Source organism: Gemmatimonas sp., from assembly GCF_021298855.1.
Classification (GTDB): Bacteria; Gemmatimonadota; Gemmatimonadetes; order Gemmatimonadales; family Gemmatimonadaceae; genus Gemmatimonas.
Genome location: NZ_JAJTHI010000002.1, coordinates 1 through 21,568, shown reverse-complemented (window position 1 = coordinate 21,568; position 21,568 = coordinate 1). Strand labels below are relative to the sequence as shown.

At 69.6% G+C, this 21,568-nt stretch carries 18 protein-coding genes; 3 read left to right on the top strand and 15 right to left on the bottom strand.

What is annotated here, in order from left to right:
• Window positions 1-113 precede the first annotated feature (113 nt).
• Window positions 114-1,535: a phospholipase D-like domain-containing protein gene (locus LW840_RS00375; protein WP_291266713.1), complete on the bottom strand. Its 1,422-nt coding sequence runs from the start codon at window positions 1,533-1,535 to the stop codon at window positions 114-116.
• Between the two features lie 61 nt (window positions 1,536-1,596).
• On the opposite strand from LW840_RS00375, the gene LW840_RS00370 reads away from it, so the two are divergent.
• On the top strand, window positions 1,597-1,968 hold the full coding sequence (locus LW840_RS00370) for a phage holin family protein (protein ID WP_291268880.1): 372 nt from the start codon (window positions 1,597-1,599) through the stop codon (window positions 1,966-1,968).
• Window positions 1,969-1,983: 15 nt separating this feature from the next.
• Here the strand turns inward: LW840_RS00370 and LW840_RS00365 are convergent, their stop codons facing one another.
• The 6 genes from LW840_RS00365 to LW840_RS00340 form a co-directional block, all read right to left on the bottom strand.
• Window positions 1,984-2,949, bottom strand: coding sequence for a WYL domain-containing protein (locus LW840_RS00365; protein WP_291276219.1), 966 nt, complete (start codon window positions 2,947-2,949; stop codon window positions 1,984-1,986).
• A complete protein-coding gene (locus tag LW840_RS00360; RefSeq protein WP_291276218.1) occupies window positions 2,946-4,097 on the bottom strand; it encodes a WYL domain-containing protein in 1,152 nt (383 codons plus the stop codon). The genes LW840_RS00365 and LW840_RS00360 overlap by 4 nt, the downstream gene beginning before the upstream one ends.
• 48 nt (window positions 4,098-4,145) lie before the next feature.
• Window positions 4,146-5,393, bottom strand: coding sequence for an SLC13 family permease (locus LW840_RS00355; RefSeq protein WP_291263268.1), 1,248 nt, complete (start codon window positions 5,391-5,393; stop codon window positions 4,146-4,148).
• A gap of 22 nt (window positions 5,394-5,415) precedes the next feature.
• The gene (locus LW840_RS00350) at window positions 5,416-6,906 is read right to left on the bottom strand and encodes an AMP-binding protein (RefSeq protein ID WP_291266717.1); all 1,491 of its coding nucleotides are present in this window, start codon (window positions 6,904-6,906) and stop codon (window positions 5,416-5,418) included.
• 63 nt (window positions 6,907-6,969) lie between these two features.
• Window positions 6,970-7,266 (bottom strand): hypothetical protein, encoded by a 297-nt coding sequence (locus LW840_RS00345; RefSeq protein ID WP_291266718.1) that lies wholly within the window; start codon window positions 7,264-7,266, stop codon window positions 6,970-6,972.
• Window positions 7,267-7,381: 115 nt separating this feature from the next.
• Complete coding sequence (locus tag LW840_RS00340) at window positions 7,382-7,840, bottom strand: hypothetical protein (protein ID WP_291266719.1); 459 nt, start codon at window positions 7,838-7,840, stop codon at window positions 7,382-7,384.
• Window positions 7,841-7,860: 20 nt separating this feature from the next.
• Here LW840_RS00340 and LW840_RS00335 point away from each other — a divergent pair, with 20 nt between their 5' ends.
• Entirely contained in the window at window positions 7,861-9,063 is a 1,203-nt protein-coding gene (locus LW840_RS00335; protein ID WP_291266720.1) for an MFS transporter, read from the top strand.
• A 250-nt stretch (window positions 9,064-9,313) separates the two neighbouring features.
• Here the strand turns inward: LW840_RS00335 and LW840_RS00330 are convergent, their stop codons facing one another.
• From LW840_RS00330 to queD, 5 genes are all read right to left on the bottom strand, one after another.
• Complete coding sequence (locus LW840_RS00330) at window positions 9,314-11,731, bottom strand: DPP IV N-terminal domain-containing protein (protein ID WP_291273304.1); 2,418 nt, start codon at window positions 11,729-11,731, stop codon at window positions 9,314-9,316.
• 106 nt (window positions 11,732-11,837) lie between these two features.
• Window positions 11,838-13,283, bottom strand: coding sequence for a M48 family metalloprotease (locus tag LW840_RS00325; protein WP_291276217.1), 1,446 nt, complete (start codon window positions 13,281-13,283; stop codon window positions 11,838-11,840).
• Between the two features lie 347 nt (window positions 13,284-13,630).
• The gene (locus LW840_RS00320; RefSeq protein ID WP_291273751.1) at window positions 13,631-14,206 is read right to left on the bottom strand and encodes a hypothetical protein; all 576 of its coding nucleotides are present in this window, start codon (window positions 14,204-14,206) and stop codon (window positions 13,631-13,633) included.
• 49 nt (window positions 14,207-14,255) lie between these two features.
• Window positions 14,256-16,676 carry a TonB-dependent receptor gene (locus LW840_RS00315; RefSeq protein WP_291276216.1) on the bottom strand — a complete coding sequence of 807 codons (2,421 nt, stop codon included), beginning with the start codon at window positions 16,674-16,676 and terminating at the stop codon, window positions 14,256-14,258.
• Window positions 16,677-16,745: 69 nt separating this feature from the next.
• Entirely contained in the window at window positions 16,746-17,129 is a 384-nt protein-coding gene (gene queD / locus LW840_RS00310) for a 6-carboxytetrahydropterin synthase QueD (RefSeq protein WP_291266725.1), read from the bottom strand.
• 96 nt (window positions 17,130-17,225) lie between these two features.
• Here queD and LW840_RS00305 point away from each other — a divergent pair, with 96 nt between their 5' ends.
• On the top strand, window positions 17,226-18,116 hold the full coding sequence (locus LW840_RS00305; RefSeq protein WP_291266726.1) for a hypothetical protein: 891 nt from the start codon (window positions 17,226-17,228) through the stop codon (window positions 18,114-18,116).
• Window positions 18,117-18,163: 47 nt separating this feature from the next.
• Here LW840_RS00305 and LW840_RS00300 read toward each other — a convergent pair whose 3' ends face one another.
• The 3 genes from LW840_RS00300 to LW840_RS00290 form a co-directional block, all read right to left on the bottom strand.
• Window positions 18,164-18,775 (bottom strand): hypothetical protein, encoded by a 612-nt coding sequence (locus LW840_RS00300; protein WP_291263278.1) that lies wholly within the window; start codon window positions 18,773-18,775, stop codon window positions 18,164-18,166.
• A 112-nt stretch (window positions 18,776-18,887) separates the two neighbouring features.
• Window positions 18,888-19,793, bottom strand: a complete 906-nt coding sequence (locus LW840_RS00295; RefSeq protein WP_291276215.1) for an EamA family transporter — start codon at window positions 19,791-19,793, stop codon at window positions 18,888-18,890.
• Window positions 19,790-20,896 carry an alpha/beta hydrolase gene (locus LW840_RS00290; protein WP_291273754.1) on the bottom strand — a complete coding sequence of 369 codons (1,107 nt, stop codon included), beginning with the start codon at window positions 20,894-20,896 and terminating at the stop codon, window positions 19,790-19,792. The genes LW840_RS00295 and LW840_RS00290 overlap by 4 nt, the downstream gene beginning before the upstream one ends.
• Between the last annotated feature and the right edge of the window lie 672 nt (window positions 20,897-21,568).

Sequence of the window (21,568 nt, the reverse complement as noted above, 5' to 3'; positions counted from 1 at the left end):
TACTCTATCGGGGTTGACGCCGCACGGAGTCAGGGAATCCCGCACACGGACATGAGGAACCGTTTCCCCGTCGCCATCGTCATGACACGGTACGGAAGCTGGAACGCCGACCGCTACAGCGCCCAGCGTAGCGCCCGCGCCACACGGTCAAGCATCCGATGCGGCCAGCTCCGCGCACGCCAGGCCGCCGAGGTGATCTCCACGCTCCCCTCGAGGTCCGTGGCGAAGATGCGTTCCATGGCGGCGCCGCAGACGTCATCGAAGAGCAGAACGTTGCATTCGGCATTCAGCCAGAAGGACCGGAAGTCGAGGTTCGACGAGCCGACCAGACTCGCATAGCCATCGACCACCAGCGTCTTGGCATGCAGCGTGGCCCGCTGGTACTCGAACACCCGCACGCCGCGGTCCAGCAGCATCTGATACGCGCCGTGCGCGGCGTGCCGCACGAGCGGCACGTCGGTGCGCTCGCCTGGCAGCAGCAGGCGCACATCCACGCCGCGCTGCGCCGCCGAGGCGAGCAGCTTGAGGGCGCGGGCGGGGGGGGCGAAGTATGGCGTGGTAATCCACAGGCGCTCGCGCGCCGCCCCTGCCAGCGCCACGAGGACCGTCAGCATTTCCCGTTGGCCGCGTCCCGGCCGCGGGTCGAGCACCACCACCCCGGGCATATCGCTGGCTGCCGCCTCGGCATTGCGGCGCACACGACGGCCGCGCCGCCGGTCCCGTTGCTTGCCCAGCCGTTGCTGCCACTCCGACTGCAACCGCGCCTGCAGCGCCCGCACCGCCGATGGTGACGAATGCCGCACTCGCTGCGCGTTCGCCGGCGTGTGCGCCGCCCCCTCGCTCCAGCTCACGTACTCGAGTCCGGGCAGCACCGGCCCGCGCGCGCGATCCCACCCCTCGGCAAACACCGCCGCCAGCTCCCCCACCACCGACCCGCGCAGCTCCACGAAGGTGTCGCGCCACGCGTCGTGCCGCCGCGTGATGCTCGAGCCGTATTCCTCGCCGATGTTCATGCCCCCGGTGAAGCCCACCGTACGGTCGATCACCAGCAGCTTGCGATGATCACGGCGCAATGCGTCGAATGGATGATGCCAGAAGCGATGGAACTGGCGCACCACGACCCCGCCACTCTCGAGCGTCGACCAGAAGTCGTCTCGCGTGGCCAGGGACCCCACGGCGTCGGCCAGCACGCACACGCGCACGCCACGGCCGACCGCGTCGATGAGCGCCTGCTGCACGCTCACCCCCAGGCGATCATCGCGCAGGATGTACGTCTCCACCAGCACTTCCTCGCGGGCGGTGGCAATGGCCTGCCGCATGCGGGCGAAGGCCGCTTCGCCGTCGGCCAGGAGGCGCACCGGCGGGGACACATGCACGGGGCTGCCATCGATCTGCTGCACGAGCGCACGGAAACCGGGGTCGCGCACCCCGTCGGGGAGCCCGCGCGCCACGCCATAGGCGCGCCAGGCGCGTACGGCCCGCGATGGCGCGTCACTCGGCCGCGACGACACGTGAAGGTCGGTACTGGTGGTCACGCCGCACGATGTGCGTTACCCCACACTTCCGCCAGCGCCGCCGCGCGTGCATCGTGATGCCATGCATGTGCTGCTGCGCCTCCTCATCAACGCCTTCGCGCTCTGGTGCGCGGCGCAGTTCGTGGACGGGATTCGCTACACCGGCAGCACGACCGGACTGCTGGGGCTGTCGCTCGTGTTCGGTGTCATGAACGCGTTCATCCGGCCGGTGCTCCAGTTCTTCTCGCTCCCGGTGCTCATCCTCACGCTGGGGCTGTTCGCGCTGGTGCTCAATGCCGCCATGCTGCTCATCACCAGCGCCGTGGCCACGCGCCTCGACATTCCCTTCCATGTGGACGGGTTCGGCCCCGCACTCGTGGGCGCGTTGCTGGTGAGCATCGTGGCCACCGTGCTGGGGTGGATGCTCATTCCGCGCGAACGCGACGACGATTGACCCGCCGCCGGGCGTTTACGCGCCGAGCAGTTCGTCGAGGACCGCCACCACCCGATCGCGAAGACTCGCCGGCGACAGGACGATGGCGTCGGGCCCGTACTGCAGCACGTGCCGCACCGCCCAGGCTTCGTCGGCCAGCGGATACGGCACGTCGAGCGTCCCGTCGGCAGCCACAGCACGTCCGGTGCGCTCGGCCACCCACCGCGCAACCTGCGGTGAGTAGCGTACCACGAGCGTTTCCTCCGGCCGCTCATCGCGCGCGAAAACGTGCCCCTGCTGCAGCACCTGCGCGAGTGAGAAGTCGCCGGGCACCTGAAACACGTCGGGCGTCGCCACGGCGCCGGTGACGCGATCGAGGCGAAACACGCGCAACCCCTCGGCGCGCTCGCACCACGCCACCATGTACACCGTGGCGTCGGCGCGCACGAGCGCATACGGGCGCACGCGCCGCGTGCCCGGCTGGGCATCGGTGGGGCGCTGGTACTCCAGCTGCACCACAAGACGTGCTTCGAACGCCGTCTGCAGGATGGCCAGCATGGCGAGCTGCGGCTCCGGCGCCCCCTCCGCCTGCACGGTCCCCTCGCGCCGCTGTCCCTCGGCGCCGCTGGCGGCGCGGCGCACCGTCACGGCCTGCAGATGCGCACGCGCCTGCGTGATGACCGCCTGCTCGTCCACCGGCAGCTCCCGCTGCAGCATGCCCAGCCCGAGGTCGAGGGCAAGCATCTCGGGGCGGTTGAGCTTCTGCGGACGGCGAAAGTGCGACGAGTGCATGGACGCCTGACTGCCCTGAATGAACACTTGCACGGTGTCTACCCAGCCGGCGGGCGTATCCCACCGTTCGAGCGACGCGAAATCCCTGGTGAGCACCTTGGCCTCGGTACCCACCCGCTGCGCCAGCTCCTCCAGCGTGAGCCGGGGTTCGTCGGCCATGAGCGGAAAGGCCATGAGCAACCGCTGCAACCGTTCGTCGGCGCGAATCATGCCACCTCCGTGGCTGTCGGCAGCGGCGTGATGCGCGCAGCGTCCAGCTGGGCCGCGCGCGTCGCGGCCAGGAGGTCGCGCCACGCCGCCACCACGGTGGGCGGTGCCACGGGCCGCGCCTCGCCGGCAAACGACAGCAGCCACCGCAGGAACGGATCGCGGCGCCGCACGCTGAAGGCACGCCACAGCGTGTCGGCCGGGGGCAGTGCACCGGACCACTCGCCCGGCCACTCGGGGGCATCGTCACCCAGCTGGCTCCCCTGCGCCACCAGCCCCGAGTCGCCCCGGAACGCCACGATGATGCGTTCCTGCTCGCCACTGCCCAGCTCCCAGGCACGCCGCGAGGCGGCGTACGCCGACAGGTCGAAGGTGGCGGGCACCTCGAAGTCGGGGTGCTGCGGTCGCGACGCCATGACCGCCTCGCGTATGCGGCTCACGCGAAATTGCCGCATGCCGTTGGCCGTCGGATCGAACGCCACGAGGTACCAGTGACCGGTGAGAAAGACGAGCCCGTACGGTTCCACCGTGCGCGTGGACGTGTCGTTGCGCTCCATGCTGTGGTACTGGAACGTGAGCCGCTTGCGCAGCGCCACCGACTCCGTGAGCACGTCGAAGACGTCGCCATCCACACGCAACACCGTGGCCGCCGGCAGCTCGGCCACGAAGTCCTCGAGGTCGAACTGCAACTTGCGCATGGCGCGCGTGGCGTCGGTGGCCAGCTCGGGGTGACCCAGCGCCACGATACGCGCCGCGGCCCGCCGCAGCGCATGACACTCGTCGGGCGTGAGCACGAGCGACGGCACGGCCGACAGACCGGCCGGACGTCCCCGTCGCGGCTGCTCCCGCACCTCGGTTTCGTTGGGGAGCAGCGCTTCGCACACCAGCAGCAACGGCAGGTAGAAGTCCTGCTTGCGCAGCTGGTAGCGCCCCACGCCGTTCTCGTCGGGAACGGTGTCGATCACCACGCCGAGCTCGCGCAGCTCTCCCTTGTCGCGCTCGAAGGTGCGCAGCAGGCTCTCCTCCTGCACGGAGTCGTCGGCGTACCCCGGCACATCCCGGCGCAAGTCGGCAAGGGACACGGGGTAGTGGCGCGAAAGCAGCGACGCCAGCAGGTCGAGCCAGCGGTGCACTTTGTCGGAGGCGGACATGTCGCGTGACCGGTGAAGCGGGGGAACGAGGGCGGCGGTGGAGCCGCGTTACCGCACGAACAGTGGAACCACGGTCTGACAGAAGAGCGCGCCCACCACGCTCATGGCGAAGCCCCAGAGCAGGAGTTGCCGGAACAGACGCCGGACATCGCACCCCTCGGGCGCGGCGGCAATGCACAACCCGCCAAGCGTGGAGAGCGGGGAGACATCCACCAGCGCGGCGCCCACGTTCACACTGAGGGCGATCTCCACGGGGTTGCCACCGCCAAGTTTGGCCACGAGCCCGGGAATGGCGGGGATGAAGGCGGGGTACACCACCCCCGAGGTGGAGCTGTACGTGGAAATGAGTCCCGTGACGCCGCCCATGACCCCGTTCACCGTCGCCGGGGTGGCCAGCTGCGACAGCAGGGTCGTGAAGAGATCCATGCCGCCCGTCTTCTCCAGCACGCCAATGAGCACGCTCACCCCGCACACCATGGTGATCACCGCCCACGGGACCTGCTTGAGCATGGCGCTGTCGTCGCCGACCCCCAGCAGCACGAGCAGCGCCGCGGCGGCAAAGGCGGTGAGCCCGGGCGGCAACTTGAGCAGCAGCACGGCAGCCACCCACGTCGCACCAACCGCCAGCGTGATCACATGCTGCCGCGCAAAGGGCATCGGCGTGGCCAGCGCATCCGTCATCACCGGCGCATGACGCAGTGCCGGCCCACCAAAGAGCGCCCACGCGACCAGCGCGACCATGGCGTGCGCCGTGAAGTTGGCCAGAAAGACCGCGCCGGCGTGGCCACCGAGCCCGGTCTGCTCCATGAGCGACAGCACAAGCACGCCAATGGCGCTGATGGGCGACAGATTGCCGGCGTTGGCGCCGTTGCCGATCATGAGCACGGCCAGCAGCATCGGCACGCGCGCGCGGTGCGCCATGCCCATGCCCAGCGGCGCCAGCAACGCCACCGTGGCAATGGCGCCGGGCCCCGACGTGCTGATCACCCCGGCCAGGACGAACAGCAGCAGCGGCAGCCACGCCGCATGGCCGTGCAGCAGCCGCAATCCGGCGTGCGTGATGGCCGCCATGCTGCCGTTGGCCTGCGCCACGCCGAAGAGCAGCGTAACCCCGAGCAGCGTGAGGAAAAGCGACGAGGGGAACAGGGTCATGACCTGCTCCACCTTCAACCCGGCCGCGAACACACCCACGCCCCAGGCCAGCGCCACGGCCAGCACGCCCACGTTCAGCCGCGAGGTGAGGCTCACGGCCACCACCAGCAGCAGCGCGAACAACGAGAGCGCGGCCGCGCTCACCGGGCGCCTGCGCGGCGAACCATCAGTCGGCGCGCCACGGTGGCAGCAGATGCCGCTGCACCTTGCCCAGCGCCGTGCGTGGCAGCGCGTCCACGCGCACGAAACCGCGCGGCACCTTGAACGACGCCAGCTGGCGGCGCACGTCGCCGGCAAGAGTATCGAGATTCACGTCGTCACCACACACCACATACGCCACCGGCACTTCGCCGCGTACGGCATCCGGCACGCCCACCACCGCGGCTTCGGCAATGCCCGGCAACTCCGCCAGCAGCTCCTCGATTTCCCGCGGATAGATGTTGAAGCCGCCGGAGATGATGAGATCACTGCGACGGCCTTCCAGGGTGATGTACCCGTCGGCGCTGCGCACCCCCACATCGCCCGTGCGGAACCAGCCGTGCACGTAGGCGGCCGCGTCGGCATCGGGGCGGTTCCAGTAGCCGCGGCACACGTTCGGGCCGCGCACCAGCAGCTCGCCGCTCGTGCCGTCGGGCACATCCTGCAGCGCGTCATCCACGATGCGCACCGCCGTGAGCCCCAGCGGCAGCCCCACCGTGCCGGGGCGGCGCTCTCCCCGATACGGGTTGCTCACGTTCATGAGCGTTTCGGTCATGCCGTACCGTTCGAGAATCACATGCCCGAAGCGTTCCGCAAACGCGCTCAGCACCGGCGCCGGCAGCGGCGCCGACCCCGACACGAACAGGCGCATGGACTCACCAATGGCGCGCGCCACCGCGGCAGGCTGCTCGAGCAGGCGCACGTACATGGTCGGCACGCCGAAGAAGAGCGTGGGGCGGTACGACGCAAACCAGGTGGCCGCCTTGTCGTGCTCGAACCGCTCCACGAGCTTCATGTGACAGCCGCTCAGCAGCCAGGCGTGCACCCCGTTGCCAAGGCCGTGCACATGAAACAGCGGCAGCACCGCCAGATAGCGATCGGCGGGCGTGATTTCCCAGGCGTGCACCAGCGCCAGACCATTCGCCGCGAAGTTGCCGTGCGTGAGCACCGCACCTTTCGAGGCACCGGTGGTCCCCGAGGTGTACACCAGCGCCATGGGGGTCTCGGCATCGAGACCCATCGCACTCAGCGCCGGCGTACGCCCGGTCGCGGCGCCTGCCGCCTCCCGCATGAGCTCGGCCACGTCCCACCATGCCACATCGGTCGGCAGCAGCGAAGCCTGCGCGGCCTCGCTGATCACGGCGCATGGCGCCGCGTCGTGCACGATGTGGGCGATCTCGCGCTCGCGGTACAGCACGTTGATCGGCACCACGATGACGCCCAGCTTGATGCACGCCAGCCACAGCTCGATGATGAACGGCTGGTTGGCGAGATAGAACGCCAGCCGATCCCCGCGCCCCACGCCGCGAGCGATGAGCTGCTGCGCCAGCGCATTGCTGCGACGCTCGAGATCGCCGAACGTGAACGTCGTGAGGCGCCCCGCGGCGTCTTCGAATTCGAGCGCCGACGACTCGGCGCGCCCGATCAGCGCACGGTCAAGGAGTCCCAGCAATGACATGGCGCGGAAGGTACCGGTAGGGTACCACCCGCGCCATGTCGCGCCGCCACCGGCGGTCGCGCCTCACATCGACGGGCCGACTGCCAGCGCCGCCAGCGTCGCCAGCACCGGCTCGGCGAATCCTTCCCGGCGCAAGTCCTCGATGGTGTAGCCAGGGTGCCGCACCACATCCTGCAGCAGGGTCACCAGACGGGAGAACTGCTCGAAGTCGCTGCTCGGGCGCCCCCAGGACTCGGGCTCGGCAGCGGCCGCGAGGCGGCCGCCGACGGGATGCACCGCGTGCGCGAGGGTGGCCAGGGCCAGCGCGTGCTCGAGTCCGCCGGCGTGCGCGCCAAAATGCGGGCGAAGGGCGAGGGGCATGAGTCCGTCCTGTGAATCCGGCGTCGGATTCGGCCAAGGGAGTGTCGAGCGCAGCGTGTACCGCGCCCATGTCCCGCTCCCTGTGCATCTTCAGTGCCGACCGCACCCACCCCGGTCAGCGCAGCCCCAGCTCCTGCACGACCGCGCGCACCCCCGCGAGCGACAGGCCGTCCTCTTCGAACACGATCACGCCAACGAGCGCACGGCTCACATCGTCCGGGAGACGGTCGGCACGAAACACCTGCACGACCGGTCCCGCACTCATGGCGTCGCCCAACCGGCCGCATGCCCACCCCGGCGTGAGCGTGGGCTCGCTGTCGTACCCGTTGACCAGGACCGCCTGCAGCCGCATGGCCGTGGTGCCGCGGTAGTGCAGCACCGGGTGCGCTCCCAGGCTGCGCTCGAACAGGACCTGCCACGCCATGGGACGGGCCCCTGCGTGCCGCGTTCCGGACGCCACGACGATACGCGGCGAACGGGCGAGCACGTGCATGCGTTGTACCGCATCCTGCAGGTCGTCGAGGATGCGCGCCTGACGGTCGCCGGTATCGGGGGTGCCGGTGGGTTCGTTCATGCTGCAATCTTCGTCACCGTTTGCCCCGCAGCCACCCCACGATCGTGTTCACGCTCTTTCTCGTCGTCTTTCTCGATCTGGTCGGCTTCGGGATGATCATTCCCGTCTTTCCGTTCTATGCCGAACGGATCGGGGTGTCGCCCTCGGCGGTCATCTTCTTCATCGGCCTCTATTCGGCGGGGCAGCTGCTGGGGGCGCCCCTGTGGGGCAGCCTCTCCGACCGCATCGGCCGCCGTCCGGTGCTGCTGTTCACGCTGGTGGCCAATACGGTGTCCACCTGGCTCCTCGCCTATGCCGACACCGGACTCACCCTGGCCCTGTCGCGCGTGGTGGCCGGCCTGGCCGCCGGCAACATCTCCACCGCGTACGCCTACACCACCGACATCACCACTGACGCCACGCGGCCCAAGGCGCTGGGATTGCTCGGCGCCGCGTTCGGCATGGGGTTCATTCTGGGACCGGCGCTGGGAGGGCTGCTCGCCGGCGGCACCGACGAGAACACCGCCTCGCTCACGCGGGTGGCGCACACCGCCGCCATCCTTTCGCTCGCGGCGCTGGTGCTGACGGCGCTGCGCCTGCCTGAGTCGCTGCCGCCGGAGAAACGCCGCCAGCCGCATGCGCCCCGGCTGAGCCCGGCCGTGTTCCTGTCGCGACCGGCACTGCGCGGACTGCTGACCGCCACCTTCGTCGTCATCTCGGCCGTGGCCCTCATGCAGAGTGCGTTGGCACTCTTTTCCGCCGAGCGGCTGGGCGTGGGTCCGCGCATGCTGGGGTGGATCTACGCCTTCAGTGGGGCCGTTTCCGTCGCCGTGCAGGCCGGCGTCATTGGCCGGCTCACCGCCCGCTTCGGGGCGCGCCGCCTGGCCGTGACCGGTGTGGTGCTGGTAGCCATCGGCATGGCCGGCATCCCGCCGGCCTCCACCATTCCCTTCCTGCTGATCTCGCTGGCGGTATTCAGTATCGGGTCGGCGCTCTTCAACCCCAGCATCAGTGGCCTGGTGGCCGCCGCCGCCCAACCGCACGAGCGGGGCGGGGTGCTGGGCGCCTATCAGGCCGCCTCATCGCTCGGCCGCGTGGTGGGGCCGGTGCTGGGCAGCGGGGTGGCCAGCCTGGCCGGACTGGGGGCGCCCTTCGTGCTTGGCGCCGCCATCTGTCTGGGTGGCTTGATCTTTGTGGCCCGAGACACGCGACAGGCGAAATCCGAAACCGCAGCGGGATCCTGATCGGGGCGGGGGCGGAGGTCGGATGGTCCGATCGTCGGAAGTCGGACATCGGATGCATGCCGGATGTCCGAGGCCGGAAACGGCGTTCGGAAATCGGAGGCCGGATTGCTCGGTGGCTGGTGCCGCCCCACTCCGACTTCCGACCTCCGAAAGCCGTTTCCCGGTTCCGATCTCGGACATTCATCCGACCTCGGACATCCGACGAATCGGTGGTCCGACGTCCGACGAATCCGACGTCGGACTTCGGGCATCAGTACGGCGTGATCACCGGCACCAGCAGTTCGTCGAAGGCCCCGCGATTCCACAGATCGTTCGCATCGGGACCATCGTCGGTGCTGAAGCCCCCCTGCCCGGCCGCCGGTGTCATCTTGTAGCTCTCCGGCGGAATGGCCTTGGCCAGGTGCTGCACGAAGTAATCCCAGCGACGACGAATGAAGTAGGCCTCGTTGAGGCCGTGCGCCCGGTTGGGCGCCATGATCAGGTCGAAGTCACGGTTCGCCTTGATCAGCTCGTCCACCACCTGGATGGTCATCGCCGGGTGCACGTTGTCGTCCATGTCCCCGTGCATGAGCAGCAGCTTGCCGCGGAGGTTGGCCGCGTACGTCTTGTTGGCCGACGCCGTGAAGTTGTCCTCGCCCCGCCGGGTGCTGTCGCGGCGCAGGAGCCCCTGGTACTTCTCGGCCCAGTAGATGTTGTAGGAGCGATTGTCGTGGTTGCCCGCCCCCGACACCGCCACCGAGAAGAACTCGGGAAAGCGCAGCAGCGCGTCGGTGCTGGCGAAGCCGCCGCCGGAGTGGCCGAAGATGCCCACGCGCGACACATCGATGAACGCATGACGCGCGCCCAGCTGCTTGATGGCCGCGATGTGATCGGGAAGGCCGTTGTCGGTGAAGTTGCCGTAGTAGTTGTCATGGAAGGCCTTCGAGCGCCCCGGCGTACCGAGGTGGTCGATCTGCACCACCACGAAGCCCAGCTCCGCGAGCGCGAACGGTTCCCCGCTGCTCTTGAAGCTCCACGCACCCACCGACCCCACCTGCGGCCCCGGGTAGATGTGCGAGATGATGGGGTACCGCCGCGTGCTGTCGAGCTTGGCCGGCAGGTACATCACGCCGTGAATGTCCGTCAGGCCGTCGCGCGCCTTCACGGTGAACGGCACCGCCCGCTTCCACCCCTGCGCTACGAGCTGTGACACATCGGCCTTCTCCAGCGTGCGCAGCACGCGCCCGGTGGCCGCGTCGCGCAGCACCGTGACCGGCGCCACGTGAATGGCGCTCGCCCGATCCACCACGAAGCGCCCGCTCGGGCTCACGGTGATGTCGTGGTTGAGCGTGTCGGGGGTGAGCCGCTGGATCACGCCACCATCGAGCCCCGTCCGATAGAGGTGCGTGTTGTACACCAGCTGGTCGGTCTCGCGGCCGCGCGCCGTGAACCACACGGTGCGCGTGCCTTCGTCCACGTGCTGCACTGCCCCGACCTGCCACGTGCCGCTCGTGATCTGGCGCTTCACGCTGCCGTCCTTGCCCAGCAGCCACAGATGGCCGTAGCCATCACGCTCCGACCACCAGATCACCTCGCCCGACTTGAGCACGTACCAGCTTTCCGGATCACGCGGGCTCGCCAGCTCCACGTACGTCTTGCCGGTGTCCTTCGCAATGAGCGTGCCCTTGCCGGTGGTCGCATCCACTTCCACCAGGTAGGCCGCCTTGGAGGCGCGCGCCAACCCGCTGATGTACGCCTTGTCCGACGTGGGCGTCCACGTGGAGTCGCGCAACGAGCCACCGATGCTGGCGATATTGAAGCGCACCGGCAGCTCCACCTTGGTGCTGCGCTTCGTGGGCACATCGATCACGTAGTAGTGCGGCGTGGGCACGATGCTGTCACCCGGCAGGGCGTAGGGCTGCGTGAACAGCCGCGGCCGCTGCGACGTGTAGCTCACGTAGGGCATGAGGCCCACGTTGCGCTGGTCCGTACGCACCACCAGCAGCTTCTTCGAGTCCGGGCTCCAGCGCACGTTGGGGCGCCGCGTGCGGTTGCCGCGCAGCTGCTGCTGCGGAGAAATGGCCGTGACCCCGTACGCAAAGTACTCCGCGCCATCGGTGGTGAGGCGCACCGTGTCGCCCTTGCCGCCGCGCGGACGCACGTACAGATCGTGCCCCTGCACGAAGACTTCGAGCTTCTTGTCGGGGGAGAGCACGAACGGGGCTTCGTTGTACGTCGTGTCCTTCGCCACGCAGTTGTACGTCACGATGTCGCAGGCGAACTGCCGCTTCCCCGTGCGGAACTCGATGGTGCGTTCGTCGTCGCCATCGGCGCCGAACCGGAAGGCGCGGAAGGGCAACCGGTCGGGGTCGTACGTGGTGTCGGCAGCCAGACTCATCGTGGCCGCGAGACGCGCGTGGTCGAAGAGCAGGCTGCGCGTGTTGCTCACGGGATCCACGAGGACGTATTCGGCGCCGCTGCGCGTCTTGTTGCGGTACCAGAACCGGTTGCCGTCCTTGAGAAAGGTCGGGGCGACCTCGTCTCCCGTTACCAGACGGCCGGCGTTCCATGGAAGCAGCTGTTCGGCGCGCGCATAATCGTCGGCCGTCACGCGGGCGTGCTGCGCCCCGACGAGCGTGGGAGCCAGCAGCAGGGCGCTGGCCAGAGCAGAACGGAAGAGTACGGACATGGGCGGGGAGGAGAGGGACCACCGGCGCGGCTCGGCTCGCCACGCGCTCGCCCATCAGTGTGCAGGTCGGCGCGCGGGTCATCAACCCCGAACGCCCAAAACCCGGCTACCGCCCTGCGCCCCCCACCACCCGCTTCAGCAGCGTCCCGCGTGGCAGCGCCGTCCCGGCCTCGATGCCGTTGATCACGTACACCTGCTCGGCGGGAACGGTGCTGGGAAACCGCTGCACGAACTGCTGTCCGGTCATCGCCTGGTCCAGCGTCACCAGCTGCACGCGCGCGGGCTGCACATTGAGGGCGGCCGGGTCGGTGAGGGGGCGGAACGAACGCAACGTGGCGTCAATGGCGGGACCGTGCTGGGCCGCCACCTGCGGCACGGTGAGCCCCAGCAGGACGTAGGTCACGTCGCCGTAGCGCACCGCCATGGCCAGGCCGTTCAGCGCCCCCTGCTCGAGTTGCGCATCGAACGCCACCAGCACGGCGGGGATGCCGTTCACCGTCGTTTGCGCCGACTGCTTCACCGTGACGCCCTGACGCTGCAGCAGCCCCTGCAACGCCTGCGTCGGCGTCCCCTGTCCCGGCACCAGCTGAATCTGCGCGCCGTTGTCGGCGCTCACGGCAATCACCGCGTCGGGCTGATTCGAAGTCTTCCAGCCGCCGGGGAAATCGAGCTGGAAGCGCAGGTCGGGGTGAACAAAGCGCGAGCGGTCGAAGAACCCGTTTCGCGGGTTCTCTCCGAAGACCATGTTGTCGAGCAGCCGCAGGTACTCCGCGCGATTCACCCGCGCGTTGGCGAAGGCGGTGGGCGGCGTTTCGGCAATGCGCTGCTGCGCCCGCTGCACGCGATTCCCCGGATCGGGGTGGGTGCTCTGCCACTCGGGAACGCGGCCGGCCCCGCCGCCCAGGCGGCCCAGCGTGGTGAACACCTTCGGCGACTCGCGCACGTCATATCCCTGCGCCAGCGAGTACCGGAAGCCGAGCGCATCGGCCTGCAGCTCGTCGTCACGGCCGAACTTGAGGAAGAGCAGCGAGGCCCCGGTACCCAGCAGATCGCCGTAGCGGGCAATCTGGGGCGAGAAGATGCTCGCCCCCGCCAGCCCCAGTTGCGCCAGCGTGGCCTGGCTCATCTGCGCGGCGCTGTGTCGCGCCGTCACGTGCCCGATCTCGTGACCGATCACCTCCGCCAGCTCGGCTTCACTGTTGAGATGGGTCAGGAGCCCTCGGGTCACGAAGATGAATCCCCCCGGATACGCAAAGGCATTCACCGCCGCATCGTCGAGCACGTGAAATTCCCACGGCAGCCCCGGCCGTTCCGAGGTGGTCGCCATCTGGGTCCCGATGCGCCGCACGAGCGCCTGCACCGCCGGGTTGGCCACCGTGCCAACCCGCTGCAGATCGCCACGGGAGGCGTCACGCCCCATCTGCACCTCCTGCGCCTCCGACACCAGCGACAGCTCGCGCCGTCCCGTCACCGGATTGGTGGCGCAGGCACTGGTCGTCAGCGACAGGCCGACGACCAGCGAGCGAAAGGGCAGGCGTAAGGTCGGTCGCATGGCAGGCTCCGGTTGATGGGTGCATCCCGCCAACGACCCGAGGCAACGATCGTGCCTCGGGGTGCACATCGGGCCGCTGGCGTACCCTGACGATGATAACATCACTCGTCATCGTGGCCCGCGGCCCGATCCGGAGATTGGCCGTGTGGCGGCGTGACGGAAATTCCGCACTCAGGCGGTACGTCCCCGGGGGCACGGCGTGGATCCGCTCCGGGCCGGACATCTCATGAACGGCACCACACAGCAGGGTGTGAGAGCAGCGCGGGCCTGCAAAGCGCACCGTCCCGAACGACAGCACGCCTCCGGTGCCGTTTCGCACCGGAGGCGTGTCCTGGCCGCCGCAATCGTTACGGCGCGATGGTGTGCGCGAACGTCACGTCGATGTCGGTGTCACCGGTGCACGACGTGGCCGACGCCACCTTCGGCGAATCGTCGTAGTGGCACAGCACGACACGCGTGGTACCTGCCGTGGCCGTGCCGGCCACGGCCTTGGTGAAGCGCAGGCCGAGCGGGCGACCCTGACCGTCGTTGTCGGTCGTCGTGACGGTCACGCCGGAGCCCGTGACGGTGAAGAAGACCCGATGCTCGTTGGACTCGGTCTGCACTTCGGCCGTGATGTCCTCGACCGGGTTCACCAGGCGGTTCTCGAAACGCACGGTCCCGGTGTAGGTCACGCCGCGCACCAGCGCCGGAATGGCCACCTGCGCCGACGGCGCCGTGGGGCCATTGCCGTCGGCGTCGTCGATGTAGGTGGTCAGCGCCGGGCCGCTGGCCGGCGTGAGCGTGAGCGTGACGCGCGAGATCACTTCCGACTCACCGCCGGGGGCCGTGGACGAGTCGCCGCAGGCCGCGAGCGAAACCAGCAGACCGGAACCAAGCGCCATCCAGCGGCGCGACGAGAACTGCTCCATCGTGTGCTCCATGTGTGTGAAGGGTGAAGAGTCCTGCAGGTGGCGCGCCCCTGCGCGCCGGTCAGAACGGCATCGTCAGCCGCAGTACCACATCCCGCCCGGCGTCGTTCACGAAGAGCCGGTAGCGACTCAAGTAGTCGCGATAGCGTGTATCGAGGGCGTTGTTCACCGACAGTGACATATCGGCGCGTCGCCCCAGGAGGGTCCAACGCTGGATCCCCGCCTCGAGCTGCAGCAGCGCATAGCCGGCCGTGGGCAGCGTGTACACGGTGCCGTTGGGCACGCCATCCTGCTGGCGCACCAGCAGCGTGCCCATCCCCAGGTGCCACGATGACGGGTCCTGACCGCCACCACGCGCGCCCAGCAGGCGCGTGTTGAGCGAGAGCCGATCGGCCGGCATGTCGAACAGCGGTTCGTCGGTGCGCCGGTTCGTGCCGCGCACCACGGTGCCGTTCGCGGTGATCTGCACGCGCGTGTGCGGGGTGTACGAGGTGGCCAGCTCCACACCACGCAGGCGGGCATCGGCCTGGGCATACCGGAAGCCCGGGAAGGCACCACGAATGGTCTGTATTGGCTGCGTGGGCTGCAGGTAGATGAAGCCGTTCACGCGGTTGGAGTACGCCGCCGCATCCACCTGCACCGTGCGACGGCGGAAGCGCAGCGTACCCTCCACGCCCACCGACTGTTCGCTCGAGAGCTCCGCATCGCCCAGCTCGTACTGCGCTGTGCCATGGTGCACCCCCTGCGCGTACCGCTCATTGACGGTGGGTGGCCGCCACGCCCGCGCCAGGCGCACGCCCACGTCGAGCCCGTCGCGCACCAGGTACGCCGCGCCCAGCGAGCCCGCCAGGTTGCGCCACGACTTCGTGCCGGCCGGACTGCGAATGCCCGCGTCGGCAAAGGCAATCGTGGTCTGCGCAATGGCATCGCCGCGCAGCCCGGTGTTGATCGACAGACGCCCGATCGCCAGCTCTTCCTGCGCGTACACCGCCCCCTGCCACAGGTCGTAGCCGGGAATCAGGAACGCCTTGCCGAGCGTCTGGTTGCCCTGCGCAATGGCACTCGTGCCCACCGTGCCGCGCCATCCCTTCCAGCGCGGGTGTGTCCACCGCACATCGAGCGCGTTGCTGAACAGCTTGAGGTTGAACGCCGGTTCGTTGCGGAAGCGCAGGGGACCGTGGTTGTCGTACTCGCGGCGGTGGTTGTACTGCAGCCCGTACACCACCTCGAGATCGCCGGCCTGTGCGAACGTGCGTACGGTGCGCACGCGAAACGTGGTGTGCGCCACACGCTGGTTGGGGCGCCCGATGGTGTAGCTGAACGCCGAGTCGGGGGGGGCCCCGCTCATGGCCCGCGCCAGGTCGCTGGCGTTGCCCACATGCGCCTGCCGCAACACCCCCAGCTCGGTGCTGAACCGCGTCAGCGACACCTCGGCGCGTCCCCAGTCGCGCGCGACCCCCAGCGCCACGCTCCCGTTGAGCTCCCGGAACCCGGTGTTGGTGAGATAGTAGTCGGGCGCCCCGCCGTTGCCGGCCAGGCGCGAGGTGAGGCGCACCCGGTACCCCGTGGTGCCGATGCGCGGAAGCGAAAGATCCGCCCCCTGCACGCCCACCGACACGGCGCCCTGCCGGCTGTTGGAGAAGGCATTGAGCGCCACGGTGCCACGCAGCCCCCCCGTGTCGGGGAGCGCCGCGTGATCCACACGCACCACGCCCCCCAGGGCATCGGGACCGTACAGCACCGTGGCCGCGCCGCGCACCACCGTGACCGCGTCGGCTTCGAAGCTGTCGATGTTGGGAGCATGCTCGGTGCCCCACTGCTGATCTTCCTGGCGCAGGCCGCCGTTCATGACCAGCACCCGCTGCGAGTTGAGGCCGCGAATCACCGGTTTGGCAATGCTGGGGCCGAACTGGATGACCGTGACACCGGGCAGGTTCTTGATGGTCTCGCCCAGCGTCTGGCCCCGCGTGGCGGCCAGCGCTTGCGCATCGAGCGTGCTGGTTGCCGCCACTCGCGACAACCGCTCCGGCGCCGTGTCCGCCCGTACGGCCACCTCCTGCAGGACCGTCGTGGCCACGTCGAGATGCACGGTGAGCAGGCGGTCGGCGTCACGCAGGTCCACGTCACGGACGAACGGTGCGTAGCCCAGCGCCCGCACGCGCAGACTCACCACCTGCGGTGGCAGATCACGCAGGTCGAAGCGCCCGTTGCCGTCGGTGCGCTGGCGCGCCGCCTTCTCGGCCACACGGTCGCCGGTGCGCAGGCGCCAGCTCACCACCACGTCCGCGTCGCGAATGGGGCGGCCACTCTCTCCCGCTTCCACCACCCCGTGCAGGTGCCGCAGCGCGCCGTGCGTATCCTGCGCCTGGAGCGGCACCGTCATGGTCATCACGGTGGCCGCCGCCGCTCCGGTCAACGCCGCGCACCGACGTGCGAGCGGCCGGACACTGGCGCGAACGAGAAAGCGGAAGGGGGCGCTCATTACACGTTGAAGCATAATGAGAACGGTTAATCATGAAAGTGCGGCGCGTCGCACGACGCGCCGATCGGTCTAGGCCGAACCCCGGTACTCGCACCCCGACGTACACGTCTCGCGCACCACCACCGCGCTCAGCAGCGGCAGGACCGGCTTGAGACGATCCCAGATCCACACGGCCAGCACCTCGCTCGTGGGGTTCTCCAGGCCGGGGATGTCGTTCAGGTAATGATGGTCGAGCTGGTCGTAGAGCGGCTGAAAGGCCGTCTTGATCTCCGCGAAGTCCATGACCCACCCCAGCGCGGGATCCAGCGGACCGCGCACACGCAGTTCGATCCCGAACGAGTGTCCGTGCAGTCGCGCGCACTTGTGACCGGGCGGGACGTTGGGCAGGCGGTGAGCGGCTTCCACCGTGAACTGCTTGTACAACTCGACGGAGGTGGGGCGGGACGCAGACATGCGTCAATGTAGCACGCGTCTCTCGACCCCTGCGGCTACCTTGTTTGGGCCGTCCGTCCATCGCGCTCGCACGCGCCTCCCCCTTACCCGCCTGTCATGCCGCTGCGTCGCGCCTGTCGTCTGATCTCGCCGGTGCTCTCCCTGCTCGTGGTGGGCGCCTGCGCCGGCGGAACACCGGCGGCCTCGCCCGAGGCCGTGCCAGTGCGCGCCGCACCCGCCGAGCCCGCCCCGGCCCCCGACGCCTCGGGGCTGCCGTCGGGCTTTGCCGAGCAGTTCGCGGCGGCCGACCTGCGCGCCCGGGCAGTCAGCTTCTGGCTGCAGTGCACCGCCACCGTGGCCCGGCTGCGCGCCGAAGGCACCTATGGGCCGGCGGCCCGGGCTCCGCGGGCCATCGTGTGCGAGCGGACGGCCGATGGCGTACCGGTGGGCGGCGTGTACGACATCGACAGCGCGTACACCACCGTACGCCGCCTGCAGCTCGTGCGTCTCGATGGCGCCCGGCCGCGCTTCACCGAACCGCTCGACACCGCCCGCCTGGCGCGCGCCGCCAAGCTCGCCCGCGACGTGGCGGTCCTCGTGCGCCCCACCTGGAACAAGCGTGGGCGCCCCTTCTCGGTGGTGCCGGTCACCGTCGCCGACGGCGCCCTCGAGGCCTGGGTAATCCCGCGGGCAACCAAGGCCCGCAGTATCGTGACCGGCGGCGACGCGGGGTACACGCGCGACGCCGCTGGCGCGCTCCAGCTGCTGGCCGACCGCACCGCCACCTGGACCCAGCTCAATCTCTCCCCCACCGGGCCGCTGCGCCTCTACAGCAGCGTACGGGACGTGGCGGCCGTGAGTGATCTGGTCTCCGCGCGGTTCCACGCGGAACTGGGCCGCGCCGTCACCGTGAGCACGCCGCTGGTCGTGAGCACGCTGGTACCGGGGCTCGATCCAGCCACCGGATCGCGCTTCGTGTGGCAGCACAGCCGCGTCCCCGTGCGTTGACGTGACCGGATCACGCGCGCTCCCGACCGGGAGCGCGCCGGCGGTCGTCAGTCGAGCTGCTCGTACGGAATCTCGGGAAACGGCGGCAGCCCCGCCGCCGCCGCGACCGCCTGCAGCCCTTCGCGGGTATGAAATTCCATGCCGTCGCGGTCCACCAGCACCGCCCCCGCGTGCTGCGGCGCCAGTCGCCGGAATTCCGCGTCGATGAGCCGGAACCGCTCAATCATGCGCTGCACTTCCTCATGCGGACGGCGGCGCAGCCGGATGTGCTTCTCGATCGTGTCGGTCCCCGACGTCAGCACGATGGTGCGATCCGGGCACCAATGGGCGCCCATGCCCACCACCTCGTGCAGCGCCGGGTGCGTCTCCACCGGATACTCGGCGATGTGGGCTTCGAGGGTGATCTGCGCCCCTTCCACCAGCACCACCGCCCCGGGCTCGTCGTGGGTGGCCGCATGGCGGTAATTCGCGTCGTACAGCCGCGCAAAGTATGCGGTCACGCCCACCGGATTGCGCCCGGCCTCGATGTCGGCCAGCACGCGCGGGTCCCATACCCCCTGCTCTCCCTCGCCGTACGAGCCGTTGCGATAGAGATCGCCCAGCTGACGCACGAGCGTGCTCTTGCCGATCCCCGGTCCCCCCACGATGGCGACGCGCACTCAGCGGCACTCCGTGGTGCGGCGAGCGGCCGTCAGCGTGAGGGGAACGATGGCGCGCGTGGGGCCGAAAATGGCGCGGGGCAGGGGAGGCATGAGCACAGTGCGACGCAATCTAGCGGCGTGAGGCCAGCTGAATGCCCGCCAGTACCGTGACCAGCGCCAGCGCAAGGCGCAGCGTGACCGGCTCACCGAGCAGCGCCACCCCCAGTACGATCGCCGTGATGGGGTTGAGCGCCAGAAACACCGCCACGCGCGACGGTGTCGAGTGCCGCAACGCCCAGATCCACAGGCCGAATGCCAGCGCCCCGCCGCACACGCCAAGGAAGAGCACGGCCGCCCAGCCCAGGGGCGTCACCTGCCAAACGCGCGCGAACAGGCCCTCAGCCACGGCCAGCGGAGCCAGCGCCACGGCGCCCGCCAGCATGGATTGCGCCGACACGGCCATGGCGTCGTATTGCCTGAGCAGTGGGCGTGACCACACGTTGTACGTGGCCCCGCACAACACCGTGATGCTGATCTCCACGTAGCCCAGCCACGCATCGGCGGCGGGCCGCACGGCGTCGGCCCCCGGGCTCGGCCAGAGCGCCATCAGCAGGCCCACGAAGGCCAGCCCCTGCCCCAGCGCGGCGCGGGCGCGCCACGGTTCCACCCCGCGCCACACCGAGAGGCCCAACGTCACCAGCGGCATGGTGGCCACCACCAGCGCCACCGGCGCCGACGGCAGGTGCGTGAGCGCCGCGCTGAAGCTCCAGGGGAACACGCCGAAGAAGAGCACCCCGAGCAGGGTCACCTGCACCCGGTCGCGCCAGGGCATGACGGGAAAGGCGGCGCGCTGCAGCACCGCCAACAGACAGATCGTGGCCAGCACGTAGCGGAGAAACGCCAGCACCACCGGGGTCGTTTGCGGCACGACATAGCGCGTGACCACCACCGACGCCCCGAAGAGCACGCTCGCCACGGCCGCGGCCCACGCGGCGTGCCGGCTGGTATCGCCGGCGTGCGGGTGGCTGTCACTCACCTCGGCGCGAACGCCAGCGGCCGGACCTCGTCCAGCAGCACCTGCAGGAAACGTCCCGGCTCTTCGAGAAACGGCACGTGCGCCGACCAGTCGAGCGTCACGAACCGCTTGCGCGGTGCCGTAATGCGGTCGACGTAATCGCGCGCCGGTTCGTACGGCGTGTGCAGATCATGTTTCCCCTGCACGATCACCACCGGCACGGCAAACGTGGTCGGCAACGGAGTGCCCCCGCGCCCCACGAGGGTGCGCGTGGTCCACTGCGTGGCGGCGCGCTGCTCCGCCACATCGGCGGCCGTGTATTCGGGTGCCCACTCCGGCAGGCTGAAGAGCAGGTCGAAGGTGGGCTTGCCGTACCATCCCCCGTTGAACAGGCGCGCCCATTTGCGCGTGAGCAGCACCGTGCTCACCGGGGCGCCCGGTCGCGGATACGGTGCAATCGCGTCGAGCTCGCGCAGCGCCTCGCGGTTGCCGGTTTCCGTGGCCAGCGCGCGCAGCTTCCGATACAGGTAGTCATCGCCGCTGCCGCTCACCTGCCCCACGCCCACGTACGCATGCACCCACTCGGGCCGGCGCTGCACGAGCGCCATGCCCAGCATGGTGCCGTAGGAGTACCCCATCACGATCACCTTCTCCACCCCCAGCCGCTGGCGCACCCAGGCCACCATGGCCTCGGCATCGAGCACGAGCCGGTCGAAGGTCAGGGTCGGGGCAAGAGCGTCCCGATCGGCGCCCACGGCATTCTTGCCCACGCCGCGCTGGTCGTAGTGCACCACCGTGAAGAAGTCTTCCCACGGCGCCTGGTAGGCCCACGCGGAGGAGAGCGTGGGCGTACCGGGGCCGCCGTGGATCATCACGATCACGGGGTTGTCGCGGTGCTTGCCGCGCACATTCACCCACTGCGTGGTGCCATCGATGCGCACCGGCTCCAGCAGCTCGATGCCGGTGGGGGTATGTATGCGCCGCAGGTCGGCAAGGCGCGCCACCAGCGAATCGCGCGGGACGGTGGCGGCCGCAGGCGGTGTGCCTTGGGCACGGGTCGGCGCCGGCGGCAGAGCGACCAGAGCCACCGCGAGCGCCAGTACGACCACGAGGGAAGTGGGCATACCTGCATTTTACGCCGGGAGCCGCCGGGATGTGCGCGCCGGCCGAGGTCTTTCGTCGGGCGGCGGACGCCCGGCGCGGGAGAGCGCCGGCGACGGGGTTTGGGCACCGATCGGTGGCACGGTGGGGTCACCAGCCGTCTCCTCCCTGAGACCCAGTGGACGCCACCGGCGATCGTCATGGGGGTGATCGTCCTGACGGTCGGACCAACCACCGCGCTGGCAGCCTGCACGCTGGCGTGGCCACTGGCGCTGCTCCGGCTGGTGACGGTGGGCCGCCGGGGGGCGTGAGCACGCGCTCGGCGGAGCGCCATCGGTGATCGCCGCAGTGGCGACGTCCATCGGCTCGTCGGCCGCCGATTGCCGGACGTGCGACCCGAAGGGGTACCTGAGCGAAGCGGCGCCCCGACCGAGTCAGGGCGCCGCTTTGGTTCCGGTGCAGTGGCTTGGGACGGAATCGAACCGCCGACACGCGGATTTTCAGGTCCGGTGCCACTTGGGCGTACTGGGGCGTTCTCCAGAGGAGAAGACCGTGCTTGGGACCGCGGGGTCCCTCAGTGGAGCGACCACAGTCCCTCAGTCTCACGGAGGGTGCCGACTTGACCCGTTCAGACGTTCGAGACCGCTGTCGCCCCTATTCTGAACTTCTCGCACTGAGCCCGCACACCTTGCCGG